The sequence below is a fragment of the Spirillospora sp. NPDC048823 genome, assembly GCF_043198445.1.
Lineage (GTDB): Bacteria > Actinomycetota > Actinomycetes > Streptosporangiales > Streptosporangiaceae > Spirillospora.
Map to the genome: position 1 here is coordinate 220,102 of NZ_JBICUT010000010.1, position 20,530 is coordinate 240,631.

Sequence of the window (20,530 nt, forward strand, 5' to 3'; positions counted from 1 at the left end):
GACGGTGGAGACTCCGAGAGAGCGCTGGATCGGGCGGGACGCCGGCCCGGTCGTCCGGCCGTACGCGGTCACCCGCGGGCGCACTCGCGCCCGCGGTCCCGTCGTCGACCTGGTGGCGATCCTCGTCGCGACCGGGCGGACCCCGGGCGACCGGGTGTGGCTGTCCCGTGAGCACCGGATGCTCCTTGAGATGTGCGGGCGGCCGTCCACCCCCGCCGACCTGGCCTCGAAGGCCGACCTGCCGTTCCGGGTGGTGCAGATCCTGCTGGCGGATCTGCGCGAATACGGCCTGATCGAGGAGTCGGACCAGGACCGGCCGTCCGAACGCCCCGACCCCCGCATACTGATGAGAGTGCTCGATGAACTTCGCCGCCTCTAAGACCGTCCCGCCGCGAGACGCGGACGACGACATCCCTCTGCACACGCTGAAGGTCCTGGTGGCCGGCGGCTTCGGCGTCGGCAAGACGACGCTGGTCGGCACGGTGAGCGAGGTCCACCCGCTGCGCACGGAGGAGACGCTCACCGACGCCTCCGTCGGCGTGGACGACCTCGGCGGCGTGGAAGGCAAGACGACCACGACCGTCGCCATGGACTTCGGCCGGCTGACGTTCTCCGGCGGTGTCCGGCTGTACCTGTTCGGGACGCCCGGCCAGGAGCGGTTCTGGTTCATGTGGGACCAGATCGCCTACGGCGCGATCGGCGCGATCGTCCTGGTCGACACCCGCCGGCTCACCACGAGCTTCGCGTCCATCGACTTCTTCGAGCAGCGGGAGATCCCGTTCGTCATCGCCGCGAACAGGTTCGACGGCGCCCGCGCCTACACCGTCGAGGAGATCCGCGACGCCCTCGACGTCGACCCCGAGGTCCCCGTCATGCTCTGCGACGTGCGCGACCCCGTCATGGCGAAGGGCGCGCTCGTCGCGCTCGTCGAGCACGCGCTGCAGGCGTCGAAGGTCTAGCCCGGCGCGGTCTGGCCGGCGGCCATCCGGGCGACGATCAGGGACGCGAGCGCGGCGTAGGCGGCGGAGTCGTCCAGGCCGGTCTGCGCCTTGATCTCGCCGCGGTGGATGGACTCCATGACCTGGCCCGCGACGGCGCCGACGAACGCGGCGTCGGTCCCGGCGCCGGTGCCGGGCGCCGCCTCGCGGACGAGTCCCTGCACGCGCCGGACGGCGAACCCGGTGTTCCGCTTGTAGATCTCGCGGGCGGGGGCGAAGGCGTCCAGGTCGGCGAAGAAGGCGGGCGACGCGGGCGCCAGTTCGCCGGAGATCGCACGCAGGTAGGCGCCGACGCGGTCGCGCGGGTCGGCGCCCGCCCGCGTGACCGCGTCGAGGGCGGCCTCCACCCGCTCGGTGGCGCGGCGGAAGAACGCGCGGACGACGGTCACGATGATCTGCTCCCGGCTCGCCGCGACGGAGTAGAGGGTGCTCTTCGAGCAGCGCAGGGCGGCGGCCAGCTCCGCGACGCTCAGCTCGGCGAAGCCGCGGTCGAGGAAGACGTCGATGAGGCGGCCGACGAGTACGTCGCGCCGCCGCATGGCGCGGGAGGCCCGTGCGGCGGGCGTGGCGCGGGCGCCGTCCAGCGAGGTCATGCCCGAGACGGTACCAAAACGCAGTACCAGAATCGGTTCGCCAGTACTGCCGTTGGTACGGTGAGCGTGCCGAAAGGAGTCCGCCCATGCCCGCCACCCGGCACCTGCCCACACCCGAGTCCGAGGACCTCATCGCACTCACCCGCGAGATCGCGGCGAAGGAGCTGGAGCCGCGGGCCGCCGGCGCCGAGCGCACCGGGACGTTCCCCCGCGAGGTGTTCGCGACGCTGGGCCGGGCGGGGCTGCTCACGCTGCCGTACCCGGAGGAGTTCGGCGGCGGCGGCCAGCCGTATGAGATCTACCTCCAGGTCCTTGAGGAGATCGGCGCGGCGTGGGCGAGCGTCGGCGTCGGCGTCAGCGTCCACGCGCTGTCGTGCTTCCCGCTGTTCGCCTACGGGACGGACGGGCAGCGCGCCCGGTGGCTCCCGGACATGCTGTCCGGCGAGCGCCTCGGCGCGTACTGCCTGTCGGAGGCGCACGCCGGGTCCGATCCGGCGGCGATGCGGGCCAGGGCCGTCCGGGACGGCGACTCCTACGTCCTGAACGGCGCCAAGGCGTGGACGACCCACGGCGGCAAGGCCGACTTCTACACCGTCATGGCCCGCACGTCCGACGACGGCGCCCGCGGCATCTCGTGCTTCCACGTCCCCGCGGGCACGGCCGGGCTGGAGTTCGACGAGCCCGAGGACAAGATGGGCCTGATGGGGTCGACGACCGCGACCGTCCGCTTCGAGGACGCGCGCGTCCCGGCCGGCAACCTGATCGGCGGCGAGGGCCAGGGCCTGTCGATCGCGCTCGCGGGTCTCGACGCCGGCCGCCTCGGCATCGCCGCGGTCGCCACCGGGCTCTCCCAGGGCGCGCTCGACACCGCCGTCGCCTACGCCAAGGAGCGCGAGGCGTTCGGCAAGGCGATCATCGACCACCAGGGCCTGGCGTTCGTGCTGGCCGACATGGCCGCCGCCGTCGAGTCGGCCCGCGCGACGTACCTGTCGGCGGCGCGCCTGAAGGACGCGGGCCGCCCCTACGGCCGGGAGGCGTCGATCGCCAAGCTGGTCGCCACCGACAACGCGATGAAGGTGACCACGGACGCCGTCCAGGTCCTCGGCGGCGCCGGCTACACCCGCGACTTCCCCGCCGAGCGGTTCATGCGCGAGGCGAAGGTGATGCAGATCTTCGAGGGCACCAACCAGATCCAGCGGCTGGTGATCTCGCGCCATCTGGCCCGCTGACCGGCCGCGAGTCCCCCTCAGCCTTCGGGCGGGGTGAGCTTCAGCAGGTTGACCGTGCCCTCGGCGACCACGCGGCCCTTCTCGTCGGTGATCGTCGACTGCCAGGTCACATGGTCGTCCACCCGGTCGACCGGACGGGCGCGGGCGGTCAGCCGGCCCTCGCGCACGGCCCGGATGAACCGGGTGTGGTTGCTGACGCCGACGACCTGGCTGCCGAGCCCGACCGTGAGCGCGGCACCCATGCTGCACACCGTCTCGGTGATCGCGCAGTACACACCGCCGTGGACGATGCCGTACGCCTGCATGAGCTTGTCGGTGACCTCCAGTTCGGCCACGACCTCCTGTTCGGACGCCTCGACCACCAGGAGACCGAGCGTCTTGTCCAGCGGACCCGCGTAACCGACCCGTTCAACCGTCATCCCCAGAAGCTATCCAGCCCCCGAAATCGGCGTCAACGAGGGTGTAGAGCCCGGCTGCCCGGGAAGGTGGCCAGCGCCCCGGGATATGGAGGTCGCGGAATGAGCAGCCTGGTCGGACGGAACCTGCTGGCGGGGGCGGAGCCCGATGTCGCGGCGAACGCGGGCTACACCGACCCGCCCCCCAGGATGGGCTTCTTCACCGACACGTCCGTCTGCATCGGCTGCAAGGCGTGCGAGGTGGCCTGCAAGGAATGGAACGCCATTCCCGAGGACGGCCTGGAGTTCACCGGCATGTCCTACGACAACACGCAGGGCCTCGGCGCCGACACCTGGCGGCACGTCGCGTTCATCGAGCAGGACAAGCCCATGGGGAACGCCGAGGCCGGCGTCGACCACGGCGGCGCCACGGGCGGCGGTGCCACGGACATGCGCTGGCTGATGGCGTCCGACGTGTGCAAGCACTGCACGCACGCCGCCTGCCTGGACGTCTGCCCGACCGGTTCGCTGTTCCGCACGGAGTTCGGCACCGTCGTCGTCCAGGAGGACATCTGCAACGGGTGCGGCTACTGCATTCCCGCCTGCCCCTACGGCGTCATCGACCAGCGCAAGGACGACGGCCGGGCCTGGAAGTGCACGATGTGCTACGACCGGATCGGCGTGGGGCAGGAACCGGCGTGCGCCAAGGCGTGCCCGACGGACTCCATCCAGTACGGGCCGCTCGACGAGTTGCGCGAGCGCGCCGCCCTGCGCGTCGAGCAGCTCCACGACATCGGCGTGGAGGACGCGCGCCTGTACGGGCACGACCCGGACGACGGCGTCGGCGGCGACGGCGCGTTCTTCCTCCTCCTGGACGAGCCGGAGGTGTACGGGCTGCCGCCGGACCCCGTCGTCACCACCCGCGACCTGCCGTCCATCTGGAAGCACGCGGGCGTGGCGGCCGCCACGCTGCTCGGCGGTCTCGCCGCCGTCTTCACCGTCCACGGCCGCAACGGAGGCGGGCGATGAGCGACCCTCGCGACGAAAGCGGTGTCGGCAAGGAGGGCATGCGCGGGCAGCGGCCGGGCCGCGAGGCGGAGATCGGCAAGGGCCTGCCCGGCCGGGACGGGAGGCGCCGCAAGCGCCGGGGCGAGAAGGCGATGGTGCCGGAGGCGGAGTTCACCTCCTACTACGGCCTGCCCATCCTGAACCCGCCCGTCTGGAAGGCCTACGACATCGCCGGGTACTTCTTCCTCGGCGGGCTGGCCGGCGCCGGTTCGGTGCTGGCCGCCGGCGCGCAGCTCACCGGGCGTCCCGGCGCCGCACGGGCGCTGAAGGTCTCGTCGCTGCTGGCCATCGGCGGGTCCACGGCCGCGCTGATCCACGATCTCGGGCGGCCCGCCCGGTTCGCCAACATGCTGCGCGTCATGAAGCCCACCTCGCCGATGAGCATGGGCTCCTGGCTGCTGGCGGCCTACGGGCCGGCCGCGGGCGCGGCGGCCGTCCTGGACGTGACCGGGCTGTTCCCGCGCCTCGGCGGGACCGCGACGGCGGGCGCCGCCGCACTGGGACCGGCCGTCGCCGCCTACACCGCGGCACTGGCCGCCGACACGGCCGTGCCCGCCTGGCACGACGTCCACCGCGAGCTGCCGATGGTGTTCGTGGGCTCGTCCGCGGCCGCCGCGTCCGGGATGGCGCTGATCACCTCCCCGGTCCGCGAGACGGCGCCGATGCGCAGTGCGGCGGTGCTCGGCACGGCCCTCGAACTGGCTGCGGCGAAGGTGATGGAGCGTCGAGCCGGCGTGGTCGCCGAGCCGTACAAGGAGGGCAGGGCCGGCAGGTTGGTGCGCGCGGGAGAGATCCTGTCGGCCGCGGGCGCCGCCGGGGGCGCCCTGCTCGGCGGGCGCAGCCGCGCGGTGGCGGCGCTCAGCGGGGCGGCGCTCCTGGCGGGCTCGGCCTGTACGCGTTTCGGTGTCTTCCACGCCGGGATCCAGTCGGCCCGGGACCCCAAGTACACGGTCGTTCCCCAGCGGGAACGTCTCGCCACACCCGTGTCGGACCGCGACTGACTCGATTGCCGACTTTCTGAAACTCCATTGAAATTTTGCGCAAGCTCTTGACCTTGCTGCAAGAAGAGAGCATTCTCACGGTGCATCGCGGACGGCCGTCCCCCACCCCTCAGGCGCCCACACCGCCGGCACCCGGGCGCCCTGTGACAGGAGTTCGCCCCCATGCAACGCGCCAGAGTCCCCCGCCGCCTGTCCCTGCTCGCCGCAGGAGCCCTCGTCCTCGGCGGGCCGGCATCCGCCGCCCTGCTCCCCGGCGACGCCGGCGCCACCCCTTCCTCCGCCGCATCGCTCAACACCGGTGACGTGACCGCCAACCTCTGGGAATGGAACTGGCCGTCGGTCGCGGAGGCGTGCACCGGCCATCTCGGGCCGGCCGGGTACGCGGCCGTCCAGGTCGCACCGCCCGCCGAGTCGGTCAGCCTCGCGAGCACCGGCGACGGCGCCCACCCGTGGTGGGAGGTCTACCAGCCCGTCTCCTACGGCCTGACCAGCCGGCTCGGCACGCGCGCCGAGTTCTCCGCCATGGTCGCCGCCTGCCACGACGCCGGCGTCCGCGTCTACGTCGACGCCGTCATCAACCACATGGCCGGCCACAACAACACGGTGAACACCACCTACGGCGGCTCGGCGTTCGACCCGGCCGGATTCTCCTACCCGGCCGTCCCCTACGGCCACGGCGACTTCCACCACGCGAACGACGGGTACTGCCACGACGACGACGCGGGCATCGACGACTGGAACGACAAGTCCGAGGTGCAGAACTGCGAACTGGTGTCGCTGTCGGACCTGAAGACGCAGTCCGGCCACGTCCGCGGGAAGATCGCCGGGTACCTCAACGACCTGATCGGGCTCGGCGTGGACGGGTTCCGCATCGACGCCGCCAAGCACATCGACCAGGACGACTTCGCCGCCGTCAAGGGCGCGCTGAACACCACGACCGCCGAGGGCAGGCCGCCCTACATCGCACAGGAGATCTTCCCGGGGGCGTCCAACCCCGATCTGAAGGCGGCCGCGTTCACCCGGAACGGCGACGTGCTCGGCTTCGCCTACGCGATGGGCCTCAAGACCCAGTTCCAGGACGGCACGCTGGCGAACCTGTCTGGCATCCCCTCCTGGTCGCTGGACGCCGACGGCTCGCAGACCTACGCCATGATCACCAACCACGACACGGAGCGGGACGGCTCGACGCTCAGCTACAAGAACGGCTCCGACTACACCCTGGCCAACTACTTCCTGCTGGCCTACCCGTACGGGAAACCGGCCATCTTCGCCGGGTTCGCCTGGTCGTCCCGGGGGCAGTCACCGCCCGCCGACTCGCGCGGCTTCGTCACCGGCACGGACTGCTCAAGCGGCTGGCAGTGCATCACCCAGTCGATCGGGATCAAGGGCATGGTCGGCTGGCGCAACGCGACCGCGTCCGCCACGACCGTGTCCGACTTCACGGCGACGGCGAGCGGCGTCATCGGGTTCCGCCGCGGGTCGAGGGGCTGGATCGGCCTCAACGACTCGTCCGGGCCGTCCACCGCGTCCTACCCGACCGGGCTCGCGGACGGCGTCTACTGCGACGTCATCACCGGCGGGGCCGGGCCGGGCGGCTGCGCGGGCACGGCCGTCACCGTGTCCGGCGGCACCGCGACCGTGACCATCCCGGCGCGCGGCGCGGTCGCCGTCCACGCGGACGCCATGTCCGGCGCGACCCCGACGGCCTCCTCAGGCGCGAACCGCGGCTCCACCACCGGCACGTCGTTCCGTACCGGGAACGACACCTGGAGTTAGCCCCTCCCGGGCAGGCACCGCCCCGCGCCGCCCCGATTATCGGGCGCGGCGTGGGGCAGATCACAAAGGTCGGTCTCCGGATCACGTCACGTTCGGGGACTTCGATCCATCTTTCTGTGTGGGTGCCCGGTCCGGCGGCACCGGCGGAGAGCTTGGAGGCGCCATGGGCTGCGAACCAAGGCGGTTCGACCTGACGATGCTGCACGCCGCGTACGACGCGTTCCGCCGCGACGCGGCCCGGATCGAGGCCGCGGCCGACCTGGGCGGCACGCCGGCGGCCCCGGCGGTCGCGAACACCTGGTCCCTGTTCCGGTTCCACTGGCGCGTCCAGGACATCACGGAGAAGAGCGCCCTCTGGTCGGTGATGTACGCCAAGGACGCCGGCGCCCCGGGGCGGCTCGGGATCGTCCTCGACTCCATGGCGTTCCAGGCGATACGGGTCGTCTCGCTGATCGACGCCCTGGACGCCGCGCTGGAGCACCGTGACCGGCTCATGTTCGCCCGGTACGCGCAGGAGCTTCACACGTCCGTGGATACGCTCCTGGCCTTCAAGGAGTCGGAGGTCCTCCCGCTGATCTCCGGGACCCTGACCGCGTTCGAGTGGGGCACGTTCGACGTCGAGTTCCGCCGCGAGCTCGGCATCCGGGGACTCGGCGTCTTCCTGCCGTGGCTGCTGGACGACGCCCCGGAGGCCACCCGCCGCGCGGTGCTGCACCTCCTGCCGCCGCCGATCCGGCTCTTCTACCGGACGAGCTGGCGTCCCCGCTATCGGCGCCGCAGCCGCCTGGCCGTCCCGGCCTGCTGAACCCGGCCTGCTGAACCGCGCCTTCTGAACCCCCGGCCTTCTGAACCCCCGCCTGCTGAACCCCGCCTTCTGGATCCCGCCCGCCGGACTCCCGGGTGTGACGGGGTCCACATCCGCGTGATGTCACATCTCGCCGCACTGGATCGGTCTTATGCGCACAAGCGCGACATGCGCGGTCGTTCGGCATGTGCAGTCGCGCGGCGACGACGTGCGACGAGAGGACGTTGACGATGGCGGGGAGTCGGACGGCCGGCGGAGGACGGCCGGGCGAGCGCAGGGCGCCGAAGTCCGTGGACGCGACGGCGCGGGCCCTCGACGAGCGGTTCGGCTCGACCGGATTCGCCCGCAGGGCCATGCGCAAGGCGTTCCCGGACCAGTGGAGCTTCCTGGTCGGCGAGATCGCGATGTACTCGTTCGTGATCATTCTGCTGACCGGGGTGTTCCTCACGCTGTTCTACAAGCCGAGCATGCAGGAGGTCATCTACGACGGCTCCTACACCAGGCTGCAGGGCGTGGAGATGAGCGAGGCGTACGCCTCCACCCTCAAGATCAGCTTCGATGTGCGGGGCGGGCTGCTCGTCCGGCAGCTGCACCACTGGTCGACGCTCATCTTCATGGCGGCGATCCTCGTCCACCTGCTGCGCCACTTCTTCACCGGCTCGTTCCGCAAGCCGCGGGAGCTGAACTGGCTGATCGGCATCGCCATGTTCATGCTCGTCATGCTGAACGGCCTGTTCGGCTACTCCCTGCCGGACGACCTGCTGTCGGGCACGGGCCTCCGCATCCTGGAGGGCGTCCTCGCGTCGATCCCGCTGGTCGGCTCGTACGCGGTGATGTTCGTGTTCGGCGGGGAGTTCCCCGGGACCGACATCGTCCCGCGGCTGTACGTCGTCCACGTACTGCTGATCCCCGGCATCCTGGCGGCGCTGATCCCGCTGCACGCGATCGTGCTGACGTGGCGGCAGACGCACACCCAGTTCCCCGGGAAGGGCAGCTCCAACAAGGCGCAGTACGGCTACCCGTTCTTCCCCGTCTTCATCGCCAAGACCACGGCGCTGTTTCTGTGGGTGCTGGGGGTGTCGACGCTCCTCGCGGCGTTCATACAGATCAACCCCGTATGGCTGTTCGGCCCGTACGACCCGGGCGCGATCAGCTCCGGATCGCAGCCCGACTGGTACATGGGCTGGCTGGAGGGCGCGCTGCGGATCATGCCGGCCTGGGAGATCAGCGCGTGGGGCCACACGGTCACGATGAGCGTCATCGTCCCGGCGCTGGTGGTCCCGGGCGTGCTGTTCACCGGTCTCGCCCTCTACCCGTTCATCGAACGCTGGGTGACCGGCGACGACCAGATCCACCACCTGCTCGACCGTCCCCGCGACGTCCCCGCCCGCACCGGCATCGGGGTCGGCGGCGTGATCTTCTACGGGACGCTCTGGCTCGCGGGCGGCAACGACATCCTCGCCGAGCGGTTCGACATCCCGCTGTTCTGGACGACCTGGTTCTTCCGCGGCCTGATCATCCTCGGGCCGGTGCTGGGCTACGTCGTCGCCTACCGCATCTGCCTCGGCCTGCAGCGCCGCGACCTCGGCCTCGTCCGGCACGGGCTGGAGACCGGCATCATCCGCCAGTCGCCGGACGGCGGGTTCAGCGAGGTCGAGCGGCCCCTGCCCGATGAGGCGATCGCCGCGATCACCGATCCGCGCCCGGCGGCCGCCGCCGACCTGGACGTCCCGCCGCCGGTCGACGGCATCGAGAGCCCGCGCGCCCGCAGCGCCGTGCGACGGGTGCGCGCCTCCCTGAACCGCCGGTTCAGGGCGGATCTGGCCGTTGTCCCCGAACGTCCCCCGGCCGAGGGCGACGGGGACCGGCGCGAGATCACCGGCTCCGAGTCGGAGTCCGTGCCGTCACGCTGACCCCGGGCCGGACGCCGACCCGGGTCAGCGGTCGAAGAGGTGGCGGATGACCGGGCGGGCGGCGGCCACGGGGTCTTCGCCGAGTTCGGCGGGCAGGGCGCCGCTCAGCCAGAGGTGCGCGAAGCCGTGGACGATCGACCAGGCGGCGATCGGGGCCGTCCGGTCGTCGTCCGGGCGGCCCGGCGCGGCGCCGCGGACGCCCGCGGTGAGGACCCGGCCGGCGCGGTCGCGGGCGGCGGCCACCTCGGGGTCGTCCGGCCGGTACAGCTCCGGCCTGAAGATCACCTCGAAGTAGGGCCGGTGGTCGACGGCGAAGCGGATGTAGGCGAGGCCCACCTCGTGCAGGTCGTCGCCGGCGGCTTCGAGAGCGTCCGCGAACCGGGTGTAGCCCTCGGCGGCGACGGCGGTCAGCACTCCCGCCCGGTCGCCGAAGTGGTGGGCGGGCGCGGCGTGCGAGACCCCGGCGCGGCGCGCCAGCTCGCGCAGGCTCCAGGCGGCCGGGCCGGATTCGGCGATCGCCCCGACGGCCGCATCGATGATCGCCCGCCGCAGATTGCCGTGATGGTAGGTGTCGCCGCTCATGACCGCGATCCTATCTTGCCATTGACAAGTTCATGGCCGGGTCGCGGAGAATTGATGTACTGCGGTGTCGGATCGGCGAAGCCGCCGATCGTCTCAAGGGCAGGAGGTGACGCACATGAGGTATGTGCTGATGTTCGTGGAGAACGAGGAGTACGCCAAGGACTGGGAGGCCAGGCCCGAGGACGAGCGGCAGGAGCTTTTCGGCAAGGTCGAGAAGTGGCTGGCCGACCACTCGGCGCAGATCGTGCACAGGACGAGGCTTCAGAGCCGCGAGACCGCGACCACGGTCCGGCTCGGCGGAGGCGACCCGGTCGTGACCGACGGGCCGTTCGTGGAGGGCAAGGAGGTCGTCAGCGGCTACGTCGAGGTCGAGGTCGCGGATTTGGACGAGGCGCTCGCCATCGCGAAGGCCTGGCCGTCCTGCCCGATCGTCGAGATCCGTCCCGCGCTGTGACCACGCGCGGCGAGCGGAGCGTCCCGGAGAAGGAGGCCGCGGCCGAACTGGCCCGCGTGGTGCGCGAGCACTCGGGCCGGCTCGCCGGGGCCCTGGTCCGGGTCCTCGGCGACTTCTCCCTGGCGGAGGACGTCGTCCAGGACGCGGTGTGCGTCGCGCTCGAACGCTGGCCGGCCGAGGGCATCCCCGACCGTCCGGACGCCTGGCTGTTCACCGTCGCCCGCAGGCGGGGCCTCGACGTGCTCCGCCGCCAGGCGCGCTACCGCGACAAGCTGGCGATGCTGGACTGGTCCCCGCCGCACGAACCCGACGACCGGCTCCGGCTGATCTTCACCTGCTGCCATCCGGCGCTGCCGCGCACCGCCCAGATCGCGCTCACCCTGCGGGTCGTGTGCGGGCTCACCACCGCGCAGATCGCCGCCGCGTTCCTCGTCCCGGAGCCGACGGTGGCCCGGCGGATCACCCGGGCCAAACGCAAGATCTCCGACGCGGGGATCCCCTACCGGATCCCCCGCGACGCCGAGATGCCCGAGCGGCTCGCCGAGGTCCTCACGGTCATCTACCTGCTGTTCAACGAGGGCTACCTGTCGAGCACCCCCGACCAGGAACGCCACCTCGCCGACGACGCCGAATGGCTGGCCGCACTGCTGGCGTGGCTGGTCCCCGCCGACCCGGAGGCCACCGGCCTGCTGGCGCTGATCCGGCTCCACCAGGCACGCGCCGCGGCGCGTTTCGACGCCGCCGGCCGCCTCGTCCTGCTGCGCGACCAGGACCGGTCACGCTGGGACCACGCCGCCATCGACGACGCCACCGCCCTGCTGGCCCGCGCCGCCCGCAAGGGCAGGCCCGGCCCCTACCAGCTTCAGGCCGCCATCGTCGCCTGCCACGCCGACGCCCCCACCTGGGACGACACCGACTGGCACCAGATCGTCGTGCTGTACGACATGCTGCTGCGGCTCGCCCCGTCCCCGGTGACGCGGCTGCACCGGGCCGTCGCGCTGCACCACCACGCGGGGCCGTCCGCCGCCATGTCCGAGCTCGACGCGCTCGCCGGCGACCTGGACGGCCATCACCTCTACCACGCCGCCCGGGCCGAGCTGCTGCGCGACCTCGGCCGTCCCGGCGAGGCCCGCGAGTCCGACGCGCGCGCCCTGCGCCTGACCGCCAACCGCGCCCAGCAGGCCCTCCTGGAAGAACGCCTTACCTGGGGCTAGCCGCGGCTGATCGCGGCTAGTCGTTCTCCTTGGCGTACTCGCGCAGGCCTGGCAGGTCCATGACGGTGATCTTGCGCCAGCCGGTGCGGATCAGGCCCTCGCGGCGCAGGCCGTTCAGGGCGCGCGCGACCGTCTCGCGGGACGCGTCCATCCAGCTGCCCAGCTCCTCCTGCGACAGCGGCGGCCCGATCTCGATCGACCCGTCCGGCGCGGGCGGAGCGTAGTGGACGGACCGTTCCGCGAGTTCGGCGAGCAGCATCGCGAGGCGCCGGGTGCCCCGGCTGGTCACGTGGGCCTTCAGGCGCCGGTCCATGGCGTCGATGCGCTGGACGAAGGTCCCGGTCACCAGCATCCACACGTTCGGATGGTCGTCCAGGAAGCCGGTGAAGCGGGCGGCGGGCACCACCAGGGCGCGGATCGGCGACAGCGCGGTGACCGTCGCCGACCGGGTCCGGCCGCCGAGCACCGCGCTCTCGGCGAGCAGGTCGCCGGGGCCCCGGACCGCCAGCACCACGTTGTGGCCGTCCTCGGTCGACGAGGTCACCTTCGCCCAGCCCCGCTCGATGATGATCACGTGGTCGGACTCGTCGCCCTGGTACACCAGGGGCGATTTCACCGGGAACTGGCGGGGACGCCCGGCGGCGCGCAGCGCGGACTGCTGCGCGGCGTCGAGCGCGGCCCAGAACTCCGGGCGCGGAGAGGTCGCCGCGTAGGGTGCCACCAGCCTCCTCCTTGCCTCCGGCGTGCTCACTGAATCCTTGACATGCCCGCAGTCACCTGAACAGTAAACCGGAAGTCATGTGCCCGGCGGCGGCTCGGTCTCGATCGTGAGGGCCTCATGGTCGAAGCACAGGTGGCCGCCGACCTTGACGGTGGCCTCCAGCGGATCCTCGTAGGACCACGCGGCGTCCTCCGCGCCGTCCAGCGACCAGTACGTCGCCTCGCCCTTGTACGGGCAGACGGTCCGCTTCGTGCTCTCGCTGAGCAGGCCGAGGCGGACGTCGCCGGCGGGGATGTAGAAGCGGTTGGGCAGCCCGGTCTCCGACAGCACCTTCGGCCGCTCGGTCTCGGCGACGACCTCCCCGTCCAGCAGCACCCGGACACGGCGGGACGAGGCGCGGGCGTCGACGCGGTGGAACGGGTCGCGCAGATGCCCGCGGACCTCCTCGTCCTCGTCGTACCAGGCGTCCATCCGGCCCCAGTAGAACGCCATGAGCCCGCGCAGCCACTCCGACTCCGGCTTCGGCTCCGGATAGGCCCACACCGCGTTCTCCGCCGCCCGGCCGCCGACTCGGACCGTCCAGTACGCGGCGTCGCCTTTGAACGGGCAATAGGTCGAGTGGGCGGTCTGCTCCAGCAGATCGGTCCGCACGTCCTCCTCCGGGACGTACAGGACGGGCAGCAGCCCCGTCTCGTGCAGGAGCCGTCCGCGCTCGGTGTCCAGGACGGTCTCGCCCGCGAACCGGGCACGGACCCGGCGCGGGAAGCCGTGCATGAACAATCTGTGCTTCGGCCCGTCGAGGCTGAAATTGACCTCGTCTCCCGGCGAACCGGCGAGCGGTCCCGGCCGCATGGTCAGCGACATGCCGTGCTCCTAACGCTCCCGTTGGCTCCTCGTGCCCCGCCGGCTCATACTCCCGTCGGCAGCGTCTCAAGCTCACCACGGCGCGCCGCCTCACGGTGCAGCGGCTCCAGAGCGGACGTCATCCGGAACCAGCACAGGGCGTCGTACCGGTCGGCGAGCCTCGTCGGGACGTACTGGCGCCGGTCGCGGTCCGGGTCGTACACCACGCCGATCGCACGGTGCCCGAGCGTCCGGGTGAGGAAGTCGGGCTTGTCCGGCTCGGGCGGCACGATGAACATCCCGCGGTGCAGCTCCGACTCCGCAAGCACCGCCTCCAGCGACCCGTGCACCGGCGGCGGGACGTGCATGTTCTCCATCTGGGCACCCCAGCGCGGGGCCGCGATCACCTCGCCGTGACCGCCGGCGAACCCGATCAGCACGACCCCCTCCCGGCCCGGCCGATCGGCGTGCCGCTCTCTGGCGAGCTGGCCGAGGCTGACCATCCCGGCGGCGGCCATGTCGGTCGCCCGCGCGTCGCCGATGTGCGAGTTGTGCGCCCACACCACCGCCTTGCCGGTCCCGTCCCCGGGGAGCGCCCCGCCCCCGTGGAACTCCATGAGCCGGTCGAGGGTGTCGGCCATGTGGACGTCCCGGATGTTCCACGACTCCGGGCCGCCATTGATCATGGCGCGGTAGTACCGCTCGGCCCCGGCCGTGACCTCGGCGTTCTGCCGGGCGTCGAACTCCTCCACGGGGTCACGGGTGTCGCCGTGGGTCACGGGCCGGCGCAGCCTTGTCAGCAGGGCCAGGATCTCGTCCTGGCACCCGTCCGGGACGAGCGCGGTGTTCCACCCGTACGCCTCCGGGTCCTCCCCGTACGGCTCGAAGCAGCGGTAGGCCTCCAGCGCCGCCTCCAGATACTCCGGACGTTGCTCCGCCAGGTAGTCGACGACCGCCCGGAGCGACTCCCACAGGCTGTAGACGTCCAGCCCGTAGAAGCCGGCGCGTCGGCCCGGCGGCAGACCCGCGTTGTGGTCGCGCAGCCAGCGGCAGAACTTGACGGTCTCCTGGTTGGCCCACATCCAGGTCGGCCACCGCTCGTAGGCGTCCAGGGCGTCCCGCGGATCCTCGGGCGAACCCGGCGCCAGCGTCACGCTGCGCCCGACCCTGCGGCAGTCCGGCCAGTCCCCCTCGACCGCGACGAACGAGAACCCGCGCTCGGCGATCAGCCGCCTGGTCAGCGCCGCCCGCCACGCGTAGTACTCGTGCGTTCCGTGGCTGGCCTCGCCGATCAGCACGCAGCGGGCGTCCCCGATCCGGTCCAGAAGCGGGTCGAGGTCCTCCTCGTACTCCAGCGGCAGCACCGCCCCGAGCACGTCCTCGGCGTCGCTCGGGGCCGGGCCCGCTCCAGAGCCTGCGCCAGGGCCCGCTCCAGGGACGGCTCCAGGGACGGCTCCAGGGACGGCTCCAGGGCTCACTGCGATCCCCTCCGCTCGCCCTCCGGGCCTTCGCCCCGTCCGCTCTTCGCGCGTTTGATGTCGTACTTGTGACTTTCTGGGCGCGGCATATCGACGATCCCCCTTTGTCGTCTTCCTCCCCACGCCCTTCCCAGGTTCCGGGCATCGATGCGACCGGCCTTCCCTCCGGCACCCGACCGGCGCGGCGCACAGCGCCGCCGGCCATATGTCGTCCGAAAAGCGTAATTCGCACCATTTATTGGCACGCCGTCCCATCCGGCCTCCCACGGGAATGGGACCGAGACGTGATGCGAATCCCCTACGAAACGCCAAAGGAATGGATAGTCTCCCCCCGATAACTTTCAGTTGGTAAGCAAATCTGGAGCACACCCCGCATGAGCGTTGCCAACCGGGCACAGGTCATCACACGGTGGGGGGCCATCGCATTCATGGCGGCAGCGGTCCTGACCGCCACCGCCGGTGGCTTCGCCCAGTCCTACGCCGGCCTCTACCACTGGGCGATGGAACACGGCCTGCGGGGCTGGAAGGCCGAATCGTTCCCGCTCCTGGTCGACCTGTTCATCATCGTGGGAGAACTCGGCCTCTTCCTGCTGGCCATCGACGCCTTCGTGCTGCGCCGCCGGGCCCTGATGAGCTGGCTGGACTTCTTCCTGCCGCTGACCATCGCCCTCGCCGGCTGGACGGCCAGCCTCGTCTTCAACGTGGGCCACGTCGGGCAGAAGACGTTCTCGTACCAGGCGACGGCCGCCGTCCCGCCGATCGTGTCGATGCTCGGCCTGTTCGTCCTGCTGCGGACGCTGCACCGGTACGTGGCGCAGCAGGAGGACGAGGAGGAGCCGCCCAAGCAGCCGGAGCCGCAGACGCGCGCCATCGCCGGGCCCGTCACCCTGAACCAGATCACGCTGATGCCCCTGCGGAACACCGGCCCGTTCCCGCAGATCCAGGTTCCCGGCCACTCCGGGAAGGCGATCGAGCCCGGCCGCTCGGCCACCGCGACGGAGACCGCGGCCAAGGCGGACGCCGGAGCCGAAACGGCCTCGGAGACCCTGCCCGCTCAACCCGCCGCGCCCGCCCGACCGGCCCGCGCCCAGGCCCCGGCGCCCGCCCCCGCGCCTGAGCCCGAGCCGGAACTGGCCGTCGTCAGCGCCGCCGCGCGCGGGAGCCTCAACGGCCGCAGCGGCTACGGCACGGCCACCGAGGAGCCCGCACCCGCCGTGGTCCCCGCACCCGACCCGGACGGCCTGCGCGCCCTCGTCATCGACGTCCTGGAGCGCCGCCACGGGGACGTCGCCGGAACGCTCGCCGAGGTCAGGGCCGAGGGCCACACCTGCGACGAGGCCGAGATCCAGCGGATCAGCGACAACCACTGGTTCCCGTACGCGGTGTACCGGCTGCTGGCCAAGCACCACGGCGACGGCGAACTGGTCGCCGGGGAGCTCCGGGCGCAGGGCATCATCTACGACCCGACCATGCTGGACGAACTCGTCCGTTCCTGGCGCGTCTGATCCACCCGAGCCGCGAGGCCGCCGAACCGGTCCCGCCCCGCACATGCCGGGGCGGGACCGTACGTCCTACGCGTCGCGCTGCTGCTCCTGGGACGGGTCGGTGCGCAGCCGGGCGTGCAGGCCGCCGTCCACCCGCAGGACATGCCCGTTGAGCTGCGCCGCCGCCGGTGACGCCAGGAAGAGCGTCGCGTCGGCGACCTCCTCGGGGGCGGTCGTGCGGCCCGCCGGGAGATCGGTCGCGGGCCGTACCTCCCCGACGACGCTGGCCGGCGCGACGCAGTTGGCGCGGATGCCGAGCCCGCCGAGCTCCACGGCGATCGCGCGGCTGAGGGCCTCGATGCCCGCCTTGGTCACGTCGTAGGCACTCTGGTCATCGTGCGCGCGGGAGGCTCCCGGCGACGACATGCTGACGATCGCCCCGCCGCGCCCGCCGTCACGCCAGTACCGGACGGCGCGCACCGACAGCAGATACGCCGAGCGCAGGTTCGCGGCGATCACCGCGTCCCAGACGGGGGCGTCGATGTCGATGAACGGGGTGCGCACCTCCGTCATCGCCGCGTTGTTCACGAGGACGTCCAGGCCGCCGTCTCGGCGGAGCCTGTCGAAGACGGCGTCGGCGACGTCCTCGCGGGCCAGGTCGCCGGCCATCGTGGCGACCCGGGGCATCGCGTCGAAGACCTTCAGCCCCTCGGCGTCCACGTCCACGGCGAGCACGGCGGCGCCCGCGTCCGCGAACCGGTGCACCAGCGCGCGCCCGATCAGGCCCGCGGCACCGGTGACCAGCGCCCGCTCCCCCGAGAAGTCGAACCGTACCGCGCTCATAGGGTCATGCTCACTCGGCCGGGCCCTGCCTGACCGTGCATGTGCCTCACATACCTGAGGTTCATTCGCTGGGAGCCTCCCTCACCTGGGCGACGATCTGTGTTGGATTGACGAACATCAACGCGATGATCAACAGCAGCGCCGACAACGCCATGTAGATCACGGCCATCGCGTCGATGGCCTGCGCGGCGCGGATGCCCGGCGTGAACGCGGCGCTGTACAGCGCGACGATCAGGGTCTGGCTGTCGGCGTCGGCGACCAGGAAGGTCAGCTCGAACATCGCGACGGTCCGGACCAGCACCAGGATCCCCGCGGCGAGAATGCCGGGCAGCAGCAGCGGCACCAGCACCCGCGTGAACACCTGCCGGGTGCGGGCGCCGCACATCCGCGCCGCCGACTCCACGTTGGTGTCGATCTGCTCGACGAACGGCGTCATCACGAGGATGACGAACGGCAGCGCCGGGACGAGGTTCGCCGCGATGACGCCCGTCATCGTCCCCGCCAGGTGCACCTTGTACAGGACGGTGGCGAGCGGGATGCCGTAGGTGATCGGCGGCAGCAGCACCGGGAGCAGCAGCAGGAACATCACGATCCGCTTGCCCGGGAAGTCGCGCCGCGCGAGCGCGTACCCGGCGGGCACGCCGATCAGCAGCGACAGCGCCACCACGATGAGCGTGATCTCCAGCGTGACGGTCAGCACGTCGCCGAGCGCGAACTCCGACCAGGCGTTGGAGTACCACGCGGTGGTGAAGCCCTGCGGCAGCCAGTCGGCGAACCATTTCGTACCAAAAGAGTTGACGATCACCGAGAGGATCAGCCCGGCCAGGTTGACCAGGAAGAACGCGACGCAGGCCCAGACGAACCAGCCGCTCAGCCGGCCCTTCGGCAGCCGCCTCCTGCGCATCGGGGCGTTGCCCGCCACGGCAGCGGTCATGATCCCTTACCTCCCATCGCGGGCCCGGTGTACAGGCGGCCGCGCAGCAGCAGCGTCACCGAGATGACGAGCAGCTCGAACACGCCCATCAGCACGGCGATGGTCGAGGCCATCGAGTAGTCGTACTTCTCGAACGCCGCCTGGTAGGCCGCGATCGCCATCACCCGCGTCTCCCCCGCCGGTTCACCGACGAGGCTCGCGGACGGGAACACCGAGAACGCCAGCACGAACGCGAGCACGAACGTGGTGGCCAGGCCCGGCGCCAGCAGCGGCAGGATGATCCGCCGCATCCGCTGCCAGGGCCCGGCGCCGAGCGTGGCCGCGGCCCGCTCCAGCGTCGGGTCGATGCCCGACATGTAGGCGAGCACCAGCAGGAACGCGAACGGGAACCCGGTGATGAGCAGCGAGAACAGCACGCCCCAGTAGTTGTAGATCAGCCGGACGGGCTCGTCGACGAGGCCGATGTCCATCAGGACCCGGTTGAACCAGCCCTTGGGGCCGAGGTAGCGCAGGAGCCCGTCCGCGACGAGGACGGTGCCGAGCGTCACCGGAAGGACGAGCGCCGCCGTCAGCAGCCGGCGTCCCCGGAACCTGCCGCGCAGCCGGTACGCGATCGGCACCGACGCGCCGACGTTGATCAGCGCGGCGGGGAGGGCGAGCCGCAGCGTCTTCCAGACGGTGCTGCGCTCGTAGGAGTCGCGGAAGAAGTCGGCGTAGTTGCCGAGCGGGCCGCCGCCGTTCTTCGGCTGCAGCGACAGCCCCACCCCGTACGCCATCGGGTAGATGAACAGCAGCCCGACGACCAGCACCGCGGGCAGCAGCAGGAGCAGCACCCGGTCGACGCCGCGTTCGGCGAGCCGGTGCCGCAGACCGCTGCGCCGCGGCACCGGCGTCTTCGGTGGACGGGCGGGAGCCTCAACCGCCATCTTGGACCCCGATCTCCGCGGGGTCGTCGAACGCGTCCGCGGCGTCCCCGGCGCCGTCCCCGAACACGAGCACACGTTCGGGCGGGACGGTCAGCGTGACCCGCTCCCCCGGCGCGATCCGCTCCGGCGACCTGAAGTGGACGACGCGGCCGTCGTCCATCACGCCCTCGGCGGCGACCTCGCGTCCGTGGAACTCCGACACCTCCACCCGGACCGTCACGAGGTTCTCCCCCGTCGCCGAACCGTCCGGCTCGGCGACGCGGAAGTCCTCGGGGCGGACGGCGGCGACCGCGCGCGCCCCGGTGACCGGCCGGCGGCTCAGCCCGGTCAGCGTGAGTCCGCCCTTCTCACCGAGCGACACCCTGCCGCCGGCACCGCCGTTCACCGAGCCGCCGCCCGCCAGGACGGGCAGCTCCAGCAGGTTCCGGTACCCCATGAAACCGGCGATGTAGGCGCTGGCCGGGTGGGTGTAGACCTCCTCCGGCGTCCCGATCTGCTCGATCTGGCCGGACCGCAGCACCACGACCCGGTCGGCGAGCGCGAGCGCCTCCTCCTGGTCGTGCGTGACGTACACGGTGGTCAGGCCGAGGTCCTGGTGGATCCGCCGGATCTCGGTGCGCATCTGCACGCGCAGCTTGGCGTCCAGGTTGGACAGCGGCTCGTCCATCAGCACCAGCTTCGGCCGCAGCACGATCGCGCGGGCGATCGCCACCCGCTGCTGCTGCCCGCCCGACAGCTGGCCGGGCAGTTTGCCCGCGTGCTCGGTCAGCTCGACCGTCGCGAGCGCCTCGTCCACCCGGCGGGCCGTCTCGGCCTTGCCGACCCGCCGGACCGACAGCCCGAACGCGACGTTCTTGCGGACGGACAGGTGCGGGAACAGCGCGTAGTTCTGGAACACCATCCCGAACCCGCGGCGCTCCGGCGGCAGCGTGTCGATGCGCTCCTCGTCCAGCCAGATCGCGCCGTCCGACAGGGGCAGCAGCCCGGCCAGGCAGTTCAGCGCGGTCGACTTGCCGCATCCGGACGGCCCGAGCAGGGCGATGAACTCGCCGCCCTCGATCCGCAGGTCGAAACCGTCCAGCGCGGTCGCCTTGCCAAAATGCCGGGTCACACCGTCCAGGCGCAGATGCCCGAACCCGGCGCGCGCGTCTTTTTCCAGCACGGTCTCCGCCTTCATGACGCACCTCCCGAGGACGCCGGCTCTTCTCGCGTCCGGCTGATCTCGTGCGTCCGGTCGCCTTGGTGCGCGGGCATGACCGTTCGGCGGGTCACG

21 protein-coding genes are annotated in these 20,530 nt (G+C 71.8%); 11 read left to right on the forward strand and 10 right to left on the reverse strand.

Going from position 1 to position 20,530, the window contains the following annotated elements:
* Window positions 1-4: 4 nt before the first annotated feature.
* Window positions 5-379 carry a DUF742 domain-containing protein gene (locus ACGFK0_RS23555; RefSeq protein WP_392908090.1) on the forward strand — a complete coding sequence of 125 codons (375 nt, stop codon included), beginning with the start codon at window positions 5-7 and terminating at the stop codon, window positions 377-379.
* Window positions 360-959: an ATP/GTP-binding protein gene (locus ACGFK0_RS23560; protein ID WP_392908092.1), complete on the forward strand. Its 600-nt coding sequence runs from the start codon at window positions 360-362 to the stop codon at window positions 957-959. Before ACGFK0_RS23555 ends, ACGFK0_RS23560 begins: the two co-directional genes overlap by 20 nt.
* On the opposite strand, the gene ACGFK0_RS23565 is transcribed toward ACGFK0_RS23560, so the two are convergent.
* A complete protein-coding gene (locus ACGFK0_RS23565) occupies window positions 956-1,591 on the reverse strand; it encodes a TetR/AcrR family transcriptional regulator (RefSeq protein WP_392908094.1) in 636 nt (211 codons plus the stop codon). The genes ACGFK0_RS23560 and ACGFK0_RS23565 overlap by 4 nt on opposite strands.
* A gap of 86 nt (window positions 1,592-1,677) precedes the next feature.
* On the opposite strand from ACGFK0_RS23565, the gene ACGFK0_RS23570 reads away from it, so the two are divergent.
* Window positions 1,678-2,820 carry an acyl-CoA dehydrogenase family protein gene (locus ACGFK0_RS23570; RefSeq protein WP_392908096.1) on the forward strand — a complete coding sequence of 381 codons (1,143 nt, stop codon included), beginning with the start codon at window positions 1,678-1,680 and terminating at the stop codon, window positions 2,818-2,820.
* Between the two features lie 17 nt (window positions 2,821-2,837).
* Here ACGFK0_RS23570 and ACGFK0_RS23575 read toward each other — a convergent pair whose 3' ends face one another.
* Window positions 2,838-3,239, reverse strand: a complete 402-nt coding sequence (locus ACGFK0_RS23575) for a PaaI family thioesterase (protein ID WP_392908098.1) — start codon at window positions 3,237-3,239, stop codon at window positions 2,838-2,840.
* Window positions 3,240-3,425: 186 nt separating this feature from the next.
* Here ACGFK0_RS23575 and ACGFK0_RS23580 point away from each other — a divergent pair, with 186 nt between their 5' ends.
* The 5 genes from ACGFK0_RS23580 to ACGFK0_RS23600 all read left to right on the forward strand — a co-directional run bounded on the left by ACGFK0_RS23580 (window position 3,426) and on the right by ACGFK0_RS23600 (window position 9,778).
* Window positions 3,426-4,244: a 4Fe-4S dicluster domain-containing protein gene (locus tag ACGFK0_RS23580; RefSeq protein WP_392908274.1), complete on the forward strand. Its 819-nt coding sequence runs from the start codon at window positions 3,426-3,428 to the stop codon at window positions 4,242-4,244.
* Window positions 4,241-5,284 carry an NrfD/PsrC family molybdoenzyme membrane anchor subunit gene (nrfD, locus tag ACGFK0_RS23585; protein ID WP_392908101.1) on the forward strand — a complete coding sequence of 348 codons (1,044 nt, stop codon included), beginning with the start codon at window positions 4,241-4,243 and terminating at the stop codon, window positions 5,282-5,284. Before ACGFK0_RS23580 ends, nrfD begins: the two co-directional genes overlap by 4 nt.
* A gap of 162 nt (window positions 5,285-5,446) precedes the next feature.
* Entirely contained in the window at window positions 5,447-7,060 is a 1,614-nt protein-coding gene (locus ACGFK0_RS23590) for an alpha-amylase family protein (protein ID WP_392908103.1), read from the forward strand.
* Window positions 7,061-7,223: 163 nt separating this feature from the next.
* Entirely contained in the window at window positions 7,224-7,865 is a 642-nt protein-coding gene (locus ACGFK0_RS23595) for a hypothetical protein (protein ID WP_392908105.1), read from the forward strand.
* 230 nt (window positions 7,866-8,095) lie between these two features.
* Complete coding sequence (locus ACGFK0_RS23600; protein ID WP_392908107.1) at window positions 8,096-9,778, forward strand: cytochrome bc complex cytochrome b subunit; 1,683 nt, start codon at window positions 8,096-8,098, stop codon at window positions 9,776-9,778.
* Window positions 9,779-9,802: 24 nt separating this feature from the next.
* Here the strand turns inward: ACGFK0_RS23600 and ACGFK0_RS23605 are convergent, their stop codons facing one another.
* Window positions 9,803-10,360, reverse strand: coding sequence for a TetR/AcrR family transcriptional regulator (locus ACGFK0_RS23605; protein ID WP_392908109.1), 558 nt, complete (start codon window positions 10,358-10,360; stop codon window positions 9,803-9,805).
* A gap of 115 nt (window positions 10,361-10,475) precedes the next feature.
* Between ACGFK0_RS23605 and ACGFK0_RS23610 the strand changes: the two genes are divergently transcribed.
* Both ACGFK0_RS23610 and ACGFK0_RS23615 read left to right on the forward strand, forming a co-directional pair.
* Window positions 10,476-10,814, forward strand: coding sequence for a YciI family protein (locus ACGFK0_RS23610; protein WP_392908111.1), 339 nt, complete (start codon window positions 10,476-10,478; stop codon window positions 10,812-10,814).
* On the forward strand, window positions 10,811-12,028 hold the full coding sequence (locus ACGFK0_RS23615) for an RNA polymerase sigma factor (protein WP_392908113.1): 1,218 nt from the start codon (window positions 10,811-10,813) through the stop codon (window positions 12,026-12,028). The genes ACGFK0_RS23610 and ACGFK0_RS23615 overlap by 4 nt, the downstream gene beginning before the upstream one ends.
* A 16-nt stretch (window positions 12,029-12,044) precedes the next feature.
* Here ACGFK0_RS23615 and ACGFK0_RS23620 read toward each other — a convergent pair whose 3' ends face one another.
* The 3 genes from ACGFK0_RS23620 to ACGFK0_RS23630 all read right to left on the reverse strand — a co-directional run bounded on the left by ACGFK0_RS23620 (window position 12,045) and on the right by ACGFK0_RS23630 (window position 15,070).
* Complete coding sequence (locus ACGFK0_RS23620; protein WP_392908115.1) at window positions 12,045-12,749, reverse strand: Crp/Fnr family transcriptional regulator; 705 nt, start codon at window positions 12,747-12,749, stop codon at window positions 12,045-12,047.
* Window positions 12,750-12,824: 75 nt separating this feature from the next.
* Window positions 12,825-13,613, reverse strand: a complete 789-nt coding sequence (locus ACGFK0_RS23625; RefSeq protein ID WP_392908117.1) for a DUF427 domain-containing protein — start codon at window positions 13,611-13,613, stop codon at window positions 12,825-12,827.
* 44 nt (window positions 13,614-13,657) lie between these two features.
* Window positions 13,658-15,070, reverse strand: a complete 1,413-nt coding sequence (locus ACGFK0_RS23630; protein WP_392908119.1) for an erythromycin esterase family protein — start codon at window positions 15,068-15,070, stop codon at window positions 13,658-13,660.
* A 428-nt stretch (window positions 15,071-15,498) separates the two neighbouring features.
* Between ACGFK0_RS23630 and ACGFK0_RS23635 the strand changes: the two genes are divergently transcribed.
* Window positions 15,499-16,575 (forward strand): DUF2637 domain-containing protein, encoded by a 1,077-nt coding sequence (locus ACGFK0_RS23635; protein WP_392908121.1) that lies wholly within the window; start codon window positions 15,499-15,501, stop codon window positions 16,573-16,575.
* A gap of 66 nt (window positions 16,576-16,641) precedes the next feature.
* On the opposite strand, the gene ACGFK0_RS23640 is transcribed toward ACGFK0_RS23635, so the two are convergent.
* From ACGFK0_RS23640 to ACGFK0_RS23655, 4 genes are all read right to left on the reverse strand, one after another.
* Entirely contained in the window at window positions 16,642-17,397 is a 756-nt protein-coding gene (locus tag ACGFK0_RS23640) for an SDR family NAD(P)-dependent oxidoreductase (protein ID WP_392908123.1), read from the reverse strand.
* Window positions 17,398-17,458: 61 nt separating this feature from the next.
* A complete protein-coding gene (locus ACGFK0_RS23645) occupies window positions 17,459-18,331 on the reverse strand; it encodes an ABC transporter permease (RefSeq protein ID WP_392908125.1) in 873 nt (290 codons plus the stop codon).
* Window positions 18,328-19,257 (reverse strand): ABC transporter permease, encoded by a 930-nt coding sequence (locus ACGFK0_RS23650; RefSeq protein ID WP_392908126.1) that lies wholly within the window; start codon window positions 19,255-19,257, stop codon window positions 18,328-18,330. The genes ACGFK0_RS23645 and ACGFK0_RS23650 overlap by 4 nt, the downstream gene beginning before the upstream one ends.
* Complete coding sequence (locus tag ACGFK0_RS23655; RefSeq protein ID WP_392908129.1) at window positions 19,247-20,434, reverse strand: ABC transporter ATP-binding protein; 1,188 nt, start codon at window positions 20,432-20,434, stop codon at window positions 19,247-19,249. Before ACGFK0_RS23655 ends, ACGFK0_RS23650 begins: the two co-directional genes overlap by 11 nt.
* Window positions 20,435-20,530: the final 96 nt, after the last annotated feature.